The 13,986-nt window shown below is 72.2% G+C and carries 14 protein-coding genes, 1 tRNA gene and 1 pseudogene; 10 read left to right on the forward strand and 6 right to left on the reverse strand.

Going from position 1 to position 13,986, the window contains the following annotated elements; translation table 11 throughout:
* Nucleotides 1-1,212: a hypothetical protein gene (locus tag ABZ783_RS23020; protein WP_357441583.1), complete on the reverse strand. Its 1,212-nt coding sequence runs from the start codon at nucleotides 1,210-1,212 to the stop codon at nucleotides 1-3.
* A 778-nt stretch (nucleotides 1,213-1,990) separates the two neighbouring features.
* On the opposite strand from ABZ783_RS23020, the gene ABZ783_RS23025 reads away from it, so the two are divergent.
* The 10 genes and pseudogenes from ABZ783_RS23025 (at nucleotide 1,991) to ABZ783_RS23070 (ending at nucleotide 9,481) form a co-directional block, all read left to right on the forward strand.
* Complete coding sequence (locus ABZ783_RS23025) at nucleotides 1,991-2,236, forward strand: DUF6284 family protein (protein WP_357441585.1); 246 nt, start codon at nucleotides 1,991-1,993, stop codon at nucleotides 2,234-2,236.
* On the forward strand, nucleotides 2,236-2,610 hold the full coding sequence (locus ABZ783_RS23030) for an RRQRL motif-containing zinc-binding protein (protein ID WP_357441586.1): 375 nt from the start codon (nucleotides 2,236-2,238) through the stop codon (nucleotides 2,608-2,610). The genes ABZ783_RS23025 and ABZ783_RS23030 overlap by 1 nt, the downstream gene beginning before the upstream one ends.
* Nucleotides 2,607-3,545, forward strand: coding sequence for an ABC transporter permease (locus tag ABZ783_RS23035; RefSeq protein WP_357441588.1), 939 nt, complete (start codon nucleotides 2,607-2,609; stop codon nucleotides 3,543-3,545). The genes ABZ783_RS23030 and ABZ783_RS23035 overlap by 4 nt, the downstream gene beginning before the upstream one ends.
* A gap of 90 nt (nucleotides 3,546-3,635) precedes the next feature.
* Nucleotides 3,636-5,819, forward strand: a complete 2,184-nt coding sequence (locus tag ABZ783_RS23040) for a cell division protein FtsK (protein WP_357441589.1) — start codon at nucleotides 3,636-3,638, stop codon at nucleotides 5,817-5,819.
* 141 nt (nucleotides 5,820-5,960) lie between these two features.
* Nucleotides 5,961-6,212 (forward strand): hypothetical protein, encoded by a 252-nt coding sequence (locus tag ABZ783_RS23045; RefSeq protein WP_357441591.1) that lies wholly within the window; start codon nucleotides 5,961-5,963, stop codon nucleotides 6,210-6,212.
* Nucleotides 6,209-6,505 (forward strand): hypothetical protein, encoded by a 297-nt coding sequence (locus ABZ783_RS23050; RefSeq protein ID WP_357441592.1) that lies wholly within the window; start codon nucleotides 6,209-6,211, stop codon nucleotides 6,503-6,505. The genes ABZ783_RS23045 and ABZ783_RS23050 overlap by 4 nt, the downstream gene beginning before the upstream one ends.
* Nucleotides 6,502-6,801 (forward strand): hypothetical protein, encoded by a 300-nt coding sequence (locus ABZ783_RS23055; protein ID WP_357441593.1) that lies wholly within the window; start codon nucleotides 6,502-6,504, stop codon nucleotides 6,799-6,801. Before ABZ783_RS23050 ends, ABZ783_RS23055 begins: the two co-directional genes overlap by 4 nt.
* A gap of 12 nt (nucleotides 6,802-6,813) precedes the next feature.
* Nucleotides 6,814-7,716: a bifunctional DNA primase/polymerase gene (locus tag ABZ783_RS23060; protein ID WP_357441595.1), complete on the forward strand. Its 903-nt coding sequence runs from the start codon at nucleotides 6,814-6,816 to the stop codon at nucleotides 7,714-7,716.
* Nucleotides 7,713-8,282 (forward strand): annotated as a pseudogene (locus ABZ783_RS23065) (AAA family ATPase); the annotation flags it as partial. The gene ABZ783_RS23060 and the pseudogene ABZ783_RS23065, both read left to right, overlap by 4 nt.
* Before the next feature lie 173 nt (nucleotides 8,283-8,455).
* Nucleotides 8,456-9,481 carry a site-specific integrase gene (locus ABZ783_RS23070; protein WP_357441597.1) on the forward strand — a complete coding sequence of 342 codons (1,026 nt, stop codon included), beginning with the start codon at nucleotides 8,456-8,458 and terminating at the stop codon, nucleotides 9,479-9,481.
* An 85-nt stretch (nucleotides 9,482-9,566) separates the two neighbouring features.
* On the opposite strand, the gene ABZ783_RS23075 is transcribed toward ABZ783_RS23070, so the two are convergent.
* The 5 genes from ABZ783_RS23075 to scpB all read right to left on the reverse strand — a co-directional run bounded on the left by ABZ783_RS23075 (nucleotide 9,567) and on the right by scpB (nucleotide 13,980).
* Nucleotides 9,567-9,640, reverse strand: a tRNA-Pro gene (locus ABZ783_RS23075).
* Nucleotides 9,641-9,807: 167 nt separating this feature from the next.
* On the reverse strand, nucleotides 9,808-11,184 hold the full coding sequence (gene der / locus ABZ783_RS23080) for a ribosome biogenesis GTPase Der (protein WP_357441646.1): 1,377 nt from the start codon (nucleotides 11,182-11,184) through the stop codon (nucleotides 9,808-9,810).
* 26 nt (nucleotides 11,185-11,210) lie between these two features.
* Entirely contained in the window at nucleotides 11,211-11,891 is a 681-nt protein-coding gene (cmk, locus tag ABZ783_RS23085) for a (d)CMP kinase (RefSeq protein WP_357441599.1), read from the reverse strand.
* Nucleotides 11,892-12,134: 243 nt separating this feature from the next.
* A complete protein-coding gene (locus tag ABZ783_RS23090; protein ID WP_357441600.1) occupies nucleotides 12,135-12,905 on the reverse strand; it encodes a pseudouridine synthase in 771 nt (256 codons plus the stop codon).
* A complete protein-coding gene (scpB, locus tag ABZ783_RS23095) occupies nucleotides 12,892-13,980 on the reverse strand; it encodes an SMC-Scp complex subunit ScpB (RefSeq protein ID WP_357441602.1) in 1,089 nt (362 codons plus the stop codon). The genes ABZ783_RS23090 and scpB overlap by 14 nt, the downstream gene beginning before the upstream one ends.
* Between the last annotated feature and the right edge of the window lie 6 nt (nucleotides 13,981-13,986).

The raw sequence follows: 13,986 nt of genomic DNA on the forward strand, positions 1-13,986 counted from the left end.
TCAGGCAGCAGTGGTCAGCAGGTCGCGCAGCTTCGCCACGGCCGGGGACGAGGCCCAGGGCCGTAGCTGGCCGAGCAGATTTCGCAGGTCATTGAGGGTGCGGGACGATCCGGTCGTGACCGCGATGGCGAAGGACTCTTCGGCGCACGCGCAGGCCTCCTCCGGGCTACCTGCAAGCACGTAGGCATGAGCGAGGCGGGAGAGGTACTGGCCACGGTCGCGATGGTAGTCCGGCGGAAGCGTGTCGAGCACCGCCGTGAAGGCCGACACGGCGGCCGAGGCGCGGCCGAGTTCCAGGTGGCACTTGGCTCGCGAAATGGCCAGGTACAGCCGCAGGTCGCAATACCGCCCGTCAGACGGGTCGCCTTCCAACGGCGCGTCTGCACCGCCGTCATCAAGCAGCCTCTCGGCCAGGTCCAGGGCGCGATCCGCGTCTCCGCCTTCACCGTGGACCGCATACCCGAGGGCTTCTGTCTGGGCAGCGATGGCGCGGATCCGCAGCGTTTCCGGTCCCCGATCCCGCTGTGCGGCGCTGGCCAGCCGGGCGGCGTGGGCGCCGTTGCGGGCGCTGATGGATTGAACGGCACGGCGAGTCAGGACGAAGGCAGCCATCCGGTCGTCCTGGCCAGCCTCGGCCCACTCCAGCGCACGGCGATACCACGCGGTAGCGCCCTCCGCGTCACCCGCGTCTTGGTGAAGCCAGCCTGCAAACTCGGCGTACCCAGCGCCCACCCGCAACAAGTCGTCCAGCGACTGGCCCGACGCTTCTCGCGCCATCTGCTCGATGGTGTCAGCGTGAGCCGTGATGGCCGGAAGTAGGGCGCGAGGCCCGAGCAGGTTGTCTGCCGTGTAGTGGTCGCGTAGCGAACGGCGAAGGAAACGGAGCAGGTCCGGTGTCACTCGGCGGGCCGCAACGGTTCTCGGCGGCAGCACGGGGGCCGTTGGCGTTTCGGCCGTTGGCTCGGGGGCAGACTGCGCCGGCTCTTGGAGGAACTGCGCGAACCGCGCCAGCGCGTCGTCGTCCGCTCGCTTCAACGCTACGTCAAGGAGCTGCTGGGTACGCATTGCCAGTTCCGCGTCCAGCTGCGCCTCCCACTTCGTCACGCCCCGGGTGGACACGCCCAGGTGCGCGGCGAAGTCGTCGAACGTCATCCGCAGCGCCAGCCGGAGTGCCCGCGCGCGCTGCCCCGTCCATGAGGCAACGACGTGCATGCGCCCACCTCCCCCGCAGGCTGTGTTTCCGGCGAGTCTAGCGGTGTACGTCGATCGGTGGTTGCCGTCTGAGTTCCATGGCCATGCATCGCCAGTTCCATACGGTTCATGGGAAGTCAGCGGCTACTCGCGTTGACTAGAACCCATGGAAACGAACTGGACTCGCCAAGACGGCCGAGGTCACTACGGCAGGTTCAGACCTCGACGGAACCCCTGCGCGGCCGGGAAGCCTGCCACTCCCGGACCGCCGCCGGCCGCCAAACCGGCGACCGACCGAACATGCGGTCAGGAGCGGGCGCCTGCCCTCGGGACACGTAGGCCGCCCAGGTAGCACGGCTTACCGGCGCTCCCGCAGCCTTCAGGAACGCCAGTACGTCGGCAGTCGTCCACCAGTCAGTCGGTAGCTCACCCGTCGTCTCAGACATCACCAGCGAGGGTACGCCACCCGTCACCCAACACGCCGCGCTGATCAAGGTTCACGCCTTGCGCGAATACAACGTCGCGCTGTAGCGTCCACGTTAATGAATACAACGTCGAGTTGTATTCGGTCTGCTAGTCAGCCGGGCGGAAGCCGGGGAAGGCAGCGCTTCGGTGCTGCGCGCCTACGGACCACCGTGCACCCGTTCATTGACAACACAAGGGCTGTCACCTCCCCGGAAAAGGTGGCCACGCACGGCCGAGGTCCGTGCAGCTCATCTCCCAAGTTGGCGCGGCGGCGCGGGCTGTCCTGGTCCGCACCGCCGCGCTCCCCCATCGCATCGACCACCGGAGGTTTCCCGTGAGGAAGCGTCTCGCCCCCGTCACCGCAGAGCCGACCACCGCCGACCTGGCGGCCATCGACCGTGAATGGCCGTTGATCGCGGCCGAGCTGGACCTGTTGGACGCCGAGATCACCCTGATCTACGCCGAGGACCACGGCGGCCCGACCGCGCTCGACTGGCGTCGGCTGCGCCGGGCCGAGGCCCGCGTCACCCGCGCCGCCGCCGAGCTGGCCGCCCACCCCACCCCGCACCGCGCGGCCTGATGACCCGCGTCCGCGCCGCCTACTTCGATCCGGACGGGGCGCGGTACGGCATCCCCACCTACTGGTGGCGGGGTGCCCCGCCCGGCTACGCCACCCGCCGCCAGCTGGCAGCCGCCGGCCTACGCCCCGGCGGTCAGCCGATCGCCGCACAGGTGCTCTGGCGCGGCGTCGGCGGCACCCGCGCCGCCTACCTCTACCGGGTCGACCTGGCCCGACTGAAGCGCACCGCCACCCCCGCCCAACGCGCCGCCATCGGCAAAGCGTTGGCCGCCCGCCGTACGTGCCCCACCTGTCGGCAGGTGCGCAGCTACTACATCCCGCGCTCGCTGGGCGAATGCCTCGCGTGCGCCTTCCCCCAGGAGGACGCAGCATGACTGCCCCCACCATCAACGGCACGAAGTACCCGCAGCCGGTAGACGCGCTGCTGCCGGCCGCCCGTGAACTCACCAAGGAGCTGGGCGAGGTGCCCAGCCGGAACCGACTCATGAGCGAGTACCGCATCGGCGCACCGAAGGCGACCGAGCTGCGGCGGATGCTGGCCGAGGAATGGCCGCTGCTCGCCGAGCAGATGAGCCAGGCCGCCGCGACGCGGACCTACAACCTGATCCGGGGCGGCACCGGTGGTGCCACCGACGCCGAGATCGCCGAGGCGGCCCGAAAGGTGGCGGCGGACCCGGCGGCGTCGGACTTCATGAGGGCGACCGCCCGGGGCGCGCTGGACGCCCAGCCGATCGACCCGGACCCGCTGCCCGCTCCGGCCGTGCCCGAGTCCGCCCCGGCGGTCGAACCGGACGCCGCGCCCCCGGTGGAGATCGCCCCCGCCGAGCCGCCGGCCGAGGTCAGCACGGTCGGTCACCCGGACACACCCACCCCGCCCGCGCCGTCCCGCCCGGCGGTGGTGTGGCCGGTGGTGCTGCTGGCGCTGCCGGCGTTCGTCGCGATCTGGTCCGGCTGGGTCGGACTCGGCGGACTCACCGGATTCGGGGTGGTTCACCCGCTGCCAGGCATCTGGGACAGCTTCTCCATCAACTCCGCCATCACCCTGCCGATCGGCGTGGAGACCTACGGCGCGTACGCGCTCTACGTGTGGCTGTCCGGCCGGGTGCCGGACCGGGCACGCCGGTTCGCCAAGTGGTCGGCCATCGCCTCACTGCTGGTCGGCGCGCTCGGCCAGATCGCCTACCACCTTCTGGAAGCGGCCGGCGTCACCACGGCCCCGTGGTGGATCACCACCGCCGTCGCCTGCCTGCCGGTGGCGGTGCTCGGCATGGGCGCCGCCCTGGCGCACCTCGTTCGCACGCACGACTAGTTCCGCCCGGCGGCACAGCTCACGGCCTAGGAAACCCGCTGTGCCGCCGGTCCCCCTGTCGATCCGTAGACCGTTGGAGGAACCCCCATCATGAACCCCCCGAACGATGACCGTTTCGACTGGCACGCCGCCGAGCGTGACCTGAACACCCCGGACGCTGAGGTGGTCGACCTGGACGCTGCCAGGTCCCGGCGGCAGGCGTCCGGCACGCCCGGTGACGGAAGCGACCCGGCCGACGCCGGTCGCCGGCTGGTCGACTCCCCGCAAGCGCAGCGGTCCCCGCGGTTCACCGTCGCCGGCTTGCAGGGCGCGAAGCGGCGGCCGATCGTGCCGGCGTGGCTGCGTTCGCGGGCCGAGCTGCGCGACGCCGCCCGGTGGACGATCGGGCACCTCTTTCACGCCGGGGCGTATCACCTGACCCGCACCCCGAAGTACGCCGGCAAGCTGGCGTGGCGGGCGCCGCGCGGCGCGGGCCGGCTGCTGACCGGGTGGGGCCGGTGGCTGTTCGACCTGCAAGGCGAGCACGTCCGCCAGCTCATGGCGGACAAGGGCGACGCCGAGCTGTACCTGAAGGTGTCGAAGCTGCGTGACCAGCGCGTCCGGTGGCGCGGTTTCGTCACCGCCGCCGTGGTCCTCGGCGTACTGCCCGCCCTCGGCATCGCCTACGCCCTCGCCCCGCCCGAGGCCCGCTACGCCACCCTCGCCGCCCTGATCGCCGCCCTCGGCGCGCTCGGCCGCCCGGCCGACAAGCCGCTGCTCGACACGGCTGTGGTGGTGCCGAGGGTGCAGAAGCTGACCTCGGATGTGGTGGTGCGGGCGCTGGGCAACCTCGGCATCACCGGCATCAACCAGGCCATCGCCAAGGGCGACCGGGGCAAGGACTGGTTCCCCGCCCCGATCACCCGCGACGGCCCCGGCTGGCGCGCCGACGTGGAGCTGCCCAACGCGGTCACCGCCACGGAGGTGATCGAGAAGCGGGAGAAGCTGGCCGCCGGCCTCGGCCGCCCGCTCGGCTGTGTGTGGCCCGAGGGGCAGCCCGAGGTGCACCCCGGCCGCCTCGTGCTGTGGGTCGGGGATCAGGACATGTCCAAGGCCCGCAAGCCGGCGTGGCCGCTGCTCAAGGCCGGCACCGTGGACCTGTTCCGGGCGCAGCCGTTCGGCACCGACCCACGCGGTCGGTGGGTCGACCTCACGCTCATGTTCACCGCCATGGTCATCGGCTCCATCCCCCGCATGGGCAAGACGTTCACGCTGCGGGAGGTGCTGCTCATCGCCGCATTGGACCCGCGTGCGGAGATCCACGCCTACGACCTCAAGGGCACTGGCGACCTGTCCGCGCTTGAGCAGGTCGCCCACCGCTACCGCGCCGGGGAAGAGGACGAGGACATCGAGTACGCGGTAGCGGCAATGCGGGAGCTGCGTGACGAGCTGCGCCGCCGCGCCAAGGTGATCCGCGATCTGCCCCGCGACCTGTGCCCGGAAAACAAGGTCACCCCGGAACTGGCGTCCAAGAAGAGCTTGGGGCTTCACCCCCTGGTCGTGGGCGTGGACGAGTGCCAGGTGTGGTTCGAGCACCCCGAGTACGGCAAGGAACTGGAAGCCATCTGCGTCGACCTCGTGAAGCGCGGCCCGGCGCTGGGCATCGTGACCGTGTTCGCCACGCAGCGGCCGGACGCCAAGAGCCTCCCGACCGGGATCAGCGCAAACGCGTCGACCCGGTTCTGCCTCAAGGTCATGGGGCAGACCGAGAACGACATGGTGCTCGGCACGTCCAAGTACAAGCAGGGCATCCGGGCGACCATGTTCGCCTGGGGCGACAAGGGCACCGGCTACTTCGTCGGCGAGGGAGCCGACGCCCGGATCACCAACACCGTGTTCATTGACGGGCCGATGGCCGAGCGGATCGCCACCCGCGCCCGCACCGCCCGTGAGGCGGCAGGCCGGCTCACCGGCCACGCCCTCGGCGAGCAGCCGGCCAAGGCTCAGGCCCTGTCGTTCAACCTGCTGGATGACATCGCCGCCGTGGTGCCCGCCAGCGAGACCAAGGTGTGGTGCCGCACCGTCGCCACGCGGCTGGCCGAGCTGCGGCCCGACGTCTACGCCGGGTGGGACGCCGAGCAGGTAACCGTCGCGCTGAAGCCGTTCGGGGTGAAGGTCGGGCAGACGTGGGGCACCGACCCGGACACCGGCAAGGGAGCCAACCGGGGCGGTTTCGAACGCGCCGCGATCATCGCCGCCATCGCGGAGCGTAACCGGAAGCGGGACGCGAGCTAACCACGGATCGGTCCTAGGTCTAGGACCTGACGGCTCCTAGACCTAGGACCGCCCCTAGGACGCCATCCGATACCTGATCAGGACGCTAGGAACCTAGCGGCCTCCCCCGACCACACCCTGAAACCGGCCTTGGAGGCTGTCATGACCCCCCGCGACCTGCTAGCCGCCCTTCCGTGCCTCGCTCTCGCCCTGGCCACGCTCGGTTACCTCGCCGTGTGCGTGGTCGCGCCGTTCGGACGCTGCGGCACCTGCGACGGCACCGGCCGCAAGCGCTCCCCGCTCACCCGCGCCGGGCGGGAGTGCCGCCGCTGTGCCGGCACCGGCCTGCGACTGCGCGTCGGCCGGCACGTCATCAACCACATCAAGGACGAGTACGAGGCGGGCAACCGATGAACCGCCGCGCTGCTGGTCACACCGACTGGTGCGGCCGGGACCACCGATGCGGCCTCGGCGAACACCGCTCCGAGGAAATCGTGGTCGACCTGCCCGGCCGCGCCCGCGCCGTCCTGGTCCGCGTACGCACCGCCGCCGGACGCGACCACGCCGAGGTACGCGTCAGGGTCGCCCTCGCCGCCGGGGAGCTGGCCGCCCGCCGCCAATTGGTGGGACTGCTCGGCGACGTGCGCGAGGCCGTCACCCGCGCTGCCATCGCCGCCCGGCCGCGAGCGAGGCGGGCCGCCCGATGACCGGCCCACGGCGCGACGGGGCATCGCCCCGCGACCCGCACCTGACTGGCCTCGAAATCTGGCTCACCGGCACGCCGGCCGAGCTGGACGCCGCCACCGCCGCCCTGGTCACCACCGGCCATCTGACCCAGCGCGGCACCCGGTGGCCGCTGACCGGCAACGACGCCGGCCGCTGCCGCCTCTACCTGCGCCTGAACGTCACCACCACCGCGAAGCGGCCCGGCCGCGCCCCGGACACCACGGGCGGCGCGCTGATCGACCTCGACGCCGCCCGCGCCCACCGCCGACCCGCCTGAACAGGAGACACCGTGACTGACCTTCTCGCCGCCGCCCTGGCCCACGCCGAACGCGGATGGCACGTCTTCCCGCTACGGCCCGACGACAAGCGGCCCGCGTTCCCCGACCACGCCGCCGACGACTGCACCGGCCGCGACCCGCGCTGCCGCGCCGCCGGCCGTCACCTTGGGTGGGAGGCCCGAGCCACCACCGACCCCGACCGCATCCGCCGGGCGTGGTCGACCCGCCCCTACGGCATCGGCCTCGCCTGCGGCCCGTCCCGCCTCGTGGTGGTCGACCTGGACACCCCGAAGGACGGGGCGGGCGGGCGTGACGGCCTGGCCGTGCTCGCCGAGCTGGCCGCCACGCACGCCGCCGGCATCGACCCGACCTACACCGTCACCACCGGCCGAGGCGGCACCCACCTCTACTACCGGCACCCGGACGACGGGCCGGCGCTGCGCAACACCGCCGGCACTCTCGGCCCGATGGTCGACACCCGCGCCCACGGCGGCTACGTAGTCGCCGCCGGCTCAACGGTCACCGGCCGCCCGTACGTGGTCGACCTCGACACCGACCCGGCTCCGCTGCCCGGGTGGCTCGCCGATCTGCTGGCACCCGCGCCGTTGCCGCCGCAGCGGCCGGTGGTGGTCGACCTCGGCACCGGCCGCCGCGCCGCCTACATCGACGCCGCGATCCGCGCCCAGGTCGCCGAGGTCACCGGCGCCGCACCCGGCGGGCGCAATCACGCGCTCTACCGTTCCGCGGTTGCCCTCGGCCAGCTCGTGGCCGGTGGCGCGCTCGCCGAGTCCGACGCCACCACCGTCCTCACCGACGCCGCCCACACCGCCGGCCTGCGGCCGGTGGAGACGGCCCGCACGATCGCGTCCGGGCTGCGGGCCGGGGCGCGGCGTCCCCGAAAGGTGGCCGCATGAGCGCCCCGGCTGAGCGTCCCGACCTGCGCGTGGTGCAGCCGGGCGACGACACCGCCGCTGAAGTCATCTCCCCCGTCCGCCGGGAGCCGGGCCGTATCCGCACCTCGTGGACCGCCGCTGACCTGATGGCGATGGAGTTCCCACCGCCCCGGTGGGCCGTGCCCGGTGTGCTGTCCGAGGGCGTGAACCTGCTCGCCGGACCGCCCAAGGTGGGCAAGTCGTGGTTGTCCCTCGGCCTCGGCCTGACCGTCGCCGAGGGCGGCAAGGCGTTCGGCAGCATCGACACCGAACCGGGTCCGGTGCTCTACCTCGCGTTGGAGGACACCCCGCGCCGGTTGCAGTCCCGCATGGGGAAGATCCTCGCTGGACGGTCCGCGCCGGCCGGGTTGACCCTGGCCACCGCTTGCCCGCCGCTGCCGCAGGGCGGTGACGAGGCCATCGCCGCCTGGCTGGACCGCAACCGCGATGCCCGCATGGTCATCATCGACGTGTTCGCCAAGCTGCGTGGCACGTCCGCCCCTGGCATGTCCGCCTACGACGCTGACTACGCCGCCGTTGGCCGGGCAAACCTCAGCAACCGCCGATCGGTGTCCGGCTGGCCACTGACGTCGAGGTTCGGCCGGGCCGTGACCGCCCCTATCGCGCACGGGTCCGGTGGGTCGACCCGACCAGCAAGCGCCGGCTGTCCAAGTCCACGACGGTCGCCACGCCCGAAGAGGCGCAGGCGTGGATCGACGGAATGACCAGTGCGGCGCAGGGTGGAGTCGACCCGCTCGCCGCAACCAAGCGCCTGACGGAATACGGCGAGAGCGTGATGACGCTGGCGCTGCGCGGGTTGGAGCGCAAGACGCTTGATCCCTACCTGGCAGGTTGGCGCAAGCGCGTAGTTCCGACCCTCGGCCACATTCCCGTTCGCATGATTACCAACGGCGCAGTTGACCGCGCTGTTCACTCCTGGATTGCCGACGAATGCAGCCGATCCACGGTGAAGAACAGTCTTGCCGTGCTGGTCCGCGTGATGGAACAGGCCGTACGTGACGGCATCATTCAGCGCAACCCGGCGCAGGTAACCGGGTGGCAACGCGAGTACCAGCGAGCCGCAGACGAATTGGACGATCCCCGCTCGCTGGCACTGCCTGACTGGGAATCGCTGACCACCCTTGCCGGCGCGCTGGTCGAGCGATCCGCGAACGGCTTCACCGGGTGGGCCGACGTGGTGATATTCGCAGCCTGCACAGCGGCGCGAATCGGGGAAGTATCAGGCGTACGGGCCGAGGACATCGACCGGGAATCCTGGATGTGGACGGTACGCCGGCAGACCACACCCAGCCCCGGTGGCCTGATCGACAAGGGCACCAAGGCAAAGCGGGCACGCACGGTGCCGCTGATCGAAGAGGTACGGCCGATCGTGGCTCGCCGCCTGGACGCGGCGCCCACGCCCGACGCCCGACTGTTCAAGGGGCCGCGCGGTGGTCGGATCAGCACAGCCGTGCTGCGCGACGCGACGCATTGGGATGAGGTGGTCACGAAGCTGGGCTACGAGCATCTACGCCGGCACGACCTACGGCACACCGGGCTGACCTGGATGGCCGACGCAGGCGTGCCGGTGCACGTCCTACGGAAGATCGCCGGGCACGGGTCGCTGACCACAACGCAGCGGTACCTACACCCGGACCGGCAGTCGATCACGGACGCGGGAAGCGCGCTGAGCGCCCACCTGAAGGCCCGCCGGTCCCCAAATGGTCCCCAGCTACGCGCGGTCTAGATCGCAGACTCCCCACTGTTTCAGCACAGCAGAAAGGCCGCTGACCAGGGCATACGCTCCGGTCAGCGGCCTTTCTGCTGTGCTGTCGGGACGGCCGGATTTGAACCGACGACCCCTTGACCCCCAGTCAAGTGCGCTACCAAACTGCGCCACGTCCCGATGCTCCCGCTGGTCTTGCCCGCGGCAGCCGGTACAGCTTAGCGCAGGATCTTCGCGGTTGCGCAGAGGCCCCTCCCGCGTCGCGGGTGCCCGCTCCGCTCCCCGAAAGCGTCCTAGGAAGGAGAAGCCGCCGGGGAGGCCCCGGCGGCTTCTTGACGGGCGGAGACTCAGCCGTGGGCCTTGCCGCGCCCGCCCGGGCCGACCTTCTTGCGCGGGCGTACCGAGATCTCGATCGGGGTGCCCTCGTAGCCGAACTCCTCGCGGAGCTTGCGCTCGACGAACCGCTGGTAGCCGGCGTCCAGCGGACCGGTGGTGAAGAGCACGAACCGCGGCGGGGCCACCCCGGCCTGGGTGGCGAACAGGATGCGCGGCGCGCGACCACCGCGCACCGGGTGCGGGGTGGCCTGGACCAGGGCGGTGAGCCACTGGTTGAGCTGGGCGGTGGGGATGCGGGTCTCCCAGCTGGCCAGGGCCTTGCGCAGCGCCGGGGCGAGCTTGTCCACCGCCCGGCCGGTCTTCGCGGACAGGTTGAGCCGGATCGCCCAGGGGATGCGGCGCAGCTCCCGGTCGATCTCCTTGTCCAGGTAGTACCGGCGGTCGGCGTCGACCAGGTCCCACTTGTTGAACGCGATCACCAGGGCCCGCCCGGCCTCGACGACCATGGACAGGATCCGCTGGTCCTGCTCACTGATCACCTCGCCGGCGTCGAGCAGCACCACCGCCACCTCGGCCGCCTCGATCGCGGAGGCGGTCCGCAGGCTGGCGTAGTACTCGGTGCCGCTGGCCTTGCCAACCCGCTTGCGCAGGCCGGCGGTGTCCACCAGCTGCCAGGTCTCCCCGCCGATCTCCACCAGGCTGTCCACCGGGTCGACGGTGGTGCCGGCGACCGAGTCGACCACCGCCCGCTCCTCGCCGGAGAAGCGGTTGAGCAGGCTGGACTTGCCGACGTTGGGGCGGCCGACCAGGGCGACCCGGCGCGGGCCGCGGGGGCGATGCTCCACCACCTTCGGGGCCTCGGGCAGCGCCTCCATGATCGCATCGAGCAGGTCGCCGGAGCCGCGGCCGTGCAACGCGGAAACCGCGTACGGCTCGCCGAGGCCGAGCGACCACAGCGCGGTCGCCTCCATCTCGACGGCGGTGTTGTCGGCCTTGTTGCCCACCAGGATCACCGGCTTGGCGCTGCGCCGCAGCATCTTCACCGCGGCCTCGTCCACATCGGTCGCGCCGACCGTCGCGTCCACCACAAAGAGCACCACGTCGGCGGTGGCGACGGCGGCCTCGGCCTGCGCGGCGATCGCGGCGGCCCGGTCCTTCGCGTCCGGCTCCCAGCCGCCGGTGTCCACCACGGTGAACGCCCGGCCGTTCCACTGCGCGTCGTACGGGACGCGGTCGCGGGTGACGCCGGGAATGTCCTCGACGACCGCCTGGCGGCGGCCGATGATCCGGTTGACCAGCGTCGACTTGCCCACGTTGGGCCGGCCGACCACGGCCACCACGGGCTGCGGGCCGGACGGTTCGCCGGCCTCGAGTTCGGGGTCGCGCAGCTCGACCCAGCCGCCAAGTTCCTCGGTCACGCCACGCCCCGCTCGGTGAGCAGCGCCCGCAGCCGGGCGACGACCTCGTCGATGCCCAGCTCGGTGGTGTCCAGCACGACCGCGTCGGGGGCCTGCTGCAGCGGGTTGACCTCGCGGGTCGAGTCGAGCCGGTCGCGGCGGGCCAAGTCGGCAGCGGTCGCCGCGACGTCGGCGGCGTCCTCGGCGCTGCGTCGCTGGGCGCGGGCCGACTCCGAGGCGGTCAGGTAGACCTTCAGGTCGGCGTCCGGGGCGACCACCGAGCCGATGTCGCGGCCCTCGACCACGATCCGGTCGGAGTTGGTGATCATCTCCCGCTGCCGGGCGACGAGCTGCTCGCGGACGGCCGGCACGGCGGCCACCGCGGACACCGCGGCGGTCACCTCCGGGCCCCGGATCTCCTTCTCCACGTGCACGCCGTCGGCGATCACGCCGTACCCCTGGGGGTCGGTGCCGATGCGCAGGTCGACCTCGCCGGCGACCTTGGCCACCGACTCGACGTCGGTCAGGTCGACGCCGGAGCGCAGCACCGCCCAGGTGACCGCCCGGTACATGGCGCCGGTGTCGAGGTAGCGGGCGCCGAGGCTGACGGCGAGCCGCCGCGAGACGGTGGACTTACCCGAACCGGATGGCCCGTCCACCGCGACCACGCACCGTCCGGTCCGTTCGTTCTGCCCCACCGTGTTCCTCCTCAGCCCGTATCTCGCGGGTCGCCGGTTCCTCCGGCGCCGTTGAGCGGATGTCCATCGTCAATGATGCCCGCCGTCGCAGGACGGCCCGCGCACGGTGCCGCCGGGCGCGATCCGCGCCACGACGGCCCGCTACGACAACTCCAGCTCGGCGCGTCTGAAGCCGCGCCACGCCCTGGAGCCGTCGCGGGCCGCGACGAAGCCTACCGGCAGCGGTACCCGGAACGCCCGGGGTCAGTCGCCTACCGCTTTGAACAGGGCGGCCACCTCGGCGTTGGTCAGCCGCCGGGTCCGCCCGGCGCGCAGGTCACCCAGCCGGATCGGCCCCATCGCGGTCCGCACCAGCCGGCTCACCGGGTGCCCCACCTCGGCCAGCAGCCGCCGGACGATGTGCTTGCGCCCTTCGTGCAGGCTCACCTCCACCTGGGCGGTCTTGCCCAGGGTGTCCACCACCTTGAACGAGTCGACCTTCACCGGCCCGTCCTCCAGCTCGACCCCGGCGGCCAGCCGCTTGCCCAGGTTGCGCGGGATCGGACCGGTGACCTCGCAGAGGTAGGTCTTCTGCACCCCGTACGACGGGTGCATGAGCCGGTGGGCGAGGGTGCCGTCGTTGGTGAGCAGCAGCAGGCCCTCGCTGTCCGCGTCGAGCCGCCCCACGTGGTAGACCCGCTGCTCCACCCGGTTGCCGAGGAAGTCCGACAGCGCCGCGCGTCCCTTTTCGTCCGCCATGGTGGAAACCACCCCGCGGGGCTTGTTCATGGCCAGGTAGACCAGCCGGGTGTCGGCCTGGAGCCGCTCCCCGTCGACGTGGATGACGTCGTGCGCCGGGTCGGCCTTGTCGCCGAGCTGCGCGACCCGGCCGTTGACGGTGACCCGGCGCCGGAAGATCAGGTCCTCGCAGGCGCGCCGCGAACCCACCCCGGCGGCGGCGAGCACCTTCTGCAGGCGCTCGGCGCCCTCGTACACGGGGGCGTCGGGCTTGGGGGCACGGTCATCGCGTCGCATCGGCAAGCTCTTCTACGTCGTCGGGGAGGAAGGGGGCCAGGGGCGGCAGGTCGTCCACCGAGTTCAACCCCAGCTTCTCCAGGAACATGGTGGTGGTCCGGTAGAGGAAGGCCCCGCTGTCCGGTTCCGTGCCGCACTCCTCGACCAGGCCGCGGGAGACCAGGGTACGGATCACCCCGTCGCAGTTGACACCCCGGATGGCGGAGATCCGCGACCGGGTCACCGGCTGCTTGTAGGCGACCACCGCCAGGGTTTCCAGCGCGGCCTGGGTGAGCCGCACGGACTGCCCGTCCAGAACGAACCGCTCCACGTAGGTGGCGTATTCCGGGCGGGTGTAGAGACGCCAGCCACCGGCGGCCCGGCGCAGTTCGAAGCCGTGCCCGGCGGCGGTGTAGCCGGCGGCGATGTCGTCGAGCATCGGGCCGATCCGCTCCGGGGACTGTTCGAGCACCTGGGCCAGGGTCAGCTCGCTGACCGGCTGGTCCACCACCAGCAGGATCGCCTCCAGCGCGCCGCGCAGCTCGGCGTCGCTGAGCTCCGGCGCGGGCTCCGGCACGGCCGTCACCCGCCGCCGCCCCACCGCCTGCTTCAGAGGTACGCCCGCACTACCGCTCTCCCCCGCCAATTCCCCGCCGACCGCCTCCGTCGGCGCCTCGGAGATCTTGGTACCGCTCGGCCCCTCCAGGGGCACCTCCACACCAAGATCGGCGGCCGGTTCCGGCGACGTGGAGATATTGGCAGGGGTCGGGCCCTCCAGGGACCCGTCCCTGCGGAGATCTGCGGCGGGCTCGGGATCCGCGGTGGTGGGCGTGGGCTCTGCGGCGGGCTCGGGCTCCGGGGTGGCGGGCTCGGCTGCTGCCGGCGCTGCGGCCGGGGCGGGCTCGGGCTCCGGCGTGGGGGGCTCGGCCGCCTCCGCCGGCGCTGCGGTCGCGGCAGGCTCGGCCGCGGCGAACTCCGGATCTGCCTCGGCGGCGGGCTCGGCGGGGGCGGATCTCTCCGGTGCGGGGCGCTGCCAAGGCGGGACCCAGGCGGCGGCCTGGTCGGCCAGGGAGTCGTGGCGCTCCTCGTCGCTCATGCCGGC

The organism is Micromonospora sp. NPDC047738 (assembly GCF_040642675.1).
GTDB lineage: Bacteria > Actinomycetota > Actinomycetes > Mycobacteriales > Micromonosporaceae > Micromonospora.

Excerpts from the sequence above, each read along its gene's own strand:
- ABZ783_RS23040 (WP_357441589.1), top strand. The coding sequence starts at position 3,636 with ATGAACCCCCCGAACGATGACCGTTTCGACTGGCACGCCGCCGAGCGT.
- ABZ783_RS23055 (WP_357441593.1), top strand. The coding sequence starts at position 6,502 with ATGACCGGCCCACGGCGCGACGGGGCATCGCCCCGCGACCCGCACCTG.
- ABZ783_RS23030 (WP_357441586.1), top strand. The coding sequence starts at position 2,236 with ATGACCCGCGTCCGCGCCGCCTACTTCGATCCGGACGGGGCGCGGTAC.
- ABZ783_RS23045 (WP_357441591.1), top strand. The coding sequence starts at position 5,961 with ATGACCCCCCGCGACCTGCTAGCCGCCCTTCCGTGCCTCGCTCTCGCC.
- ABZ783_RS23020 (WP_357441583.1), bottom strand. The coding sequence starts at position 1,212 with ATGCACGTCGTTGCCTCATGGACGGGGCAGCGCGCGCGGGCACTCCGG.
- ABZ783_RS23070 (WP_357441597.1), top strand. The coding sequence starts at position 8,456 with ATGACCAGTGCGGCGCAGGGTGGAGTCGACCCGCTCGCCGCAACCAAG.
- ABZ783_RS23035 (WP_357441588.1), top strand. The coding sequence starts at position 2,607 with ATGACTGCCCCCACCATCAACGGCACGAAGTACCCGCAGCCGGTAGAC.
- ABZ783_RS23090 (WP_357441600.1), bottom strand. The coding sequence starts at position 12,905 with ATGCGACGCGATGACCGTGCCCCCAAGCCCGACGCCCCCGTGTACGAG.
- ABZ783_RS23050 (WP_357441592.1), top strand. The coding sequence starts at position 6,209 with ATGAACCGCCGCGCTGCTGGTCACACCGACTGGTGCGGCCGGGACCAC.
- scpB (WP_357441602.1), bottom strand. The coding sequence starts at position 13,980 with ATGAGCGACGAGGAGCGCCACGACTCCCTGGCCGACCAGGCCGCCGCC.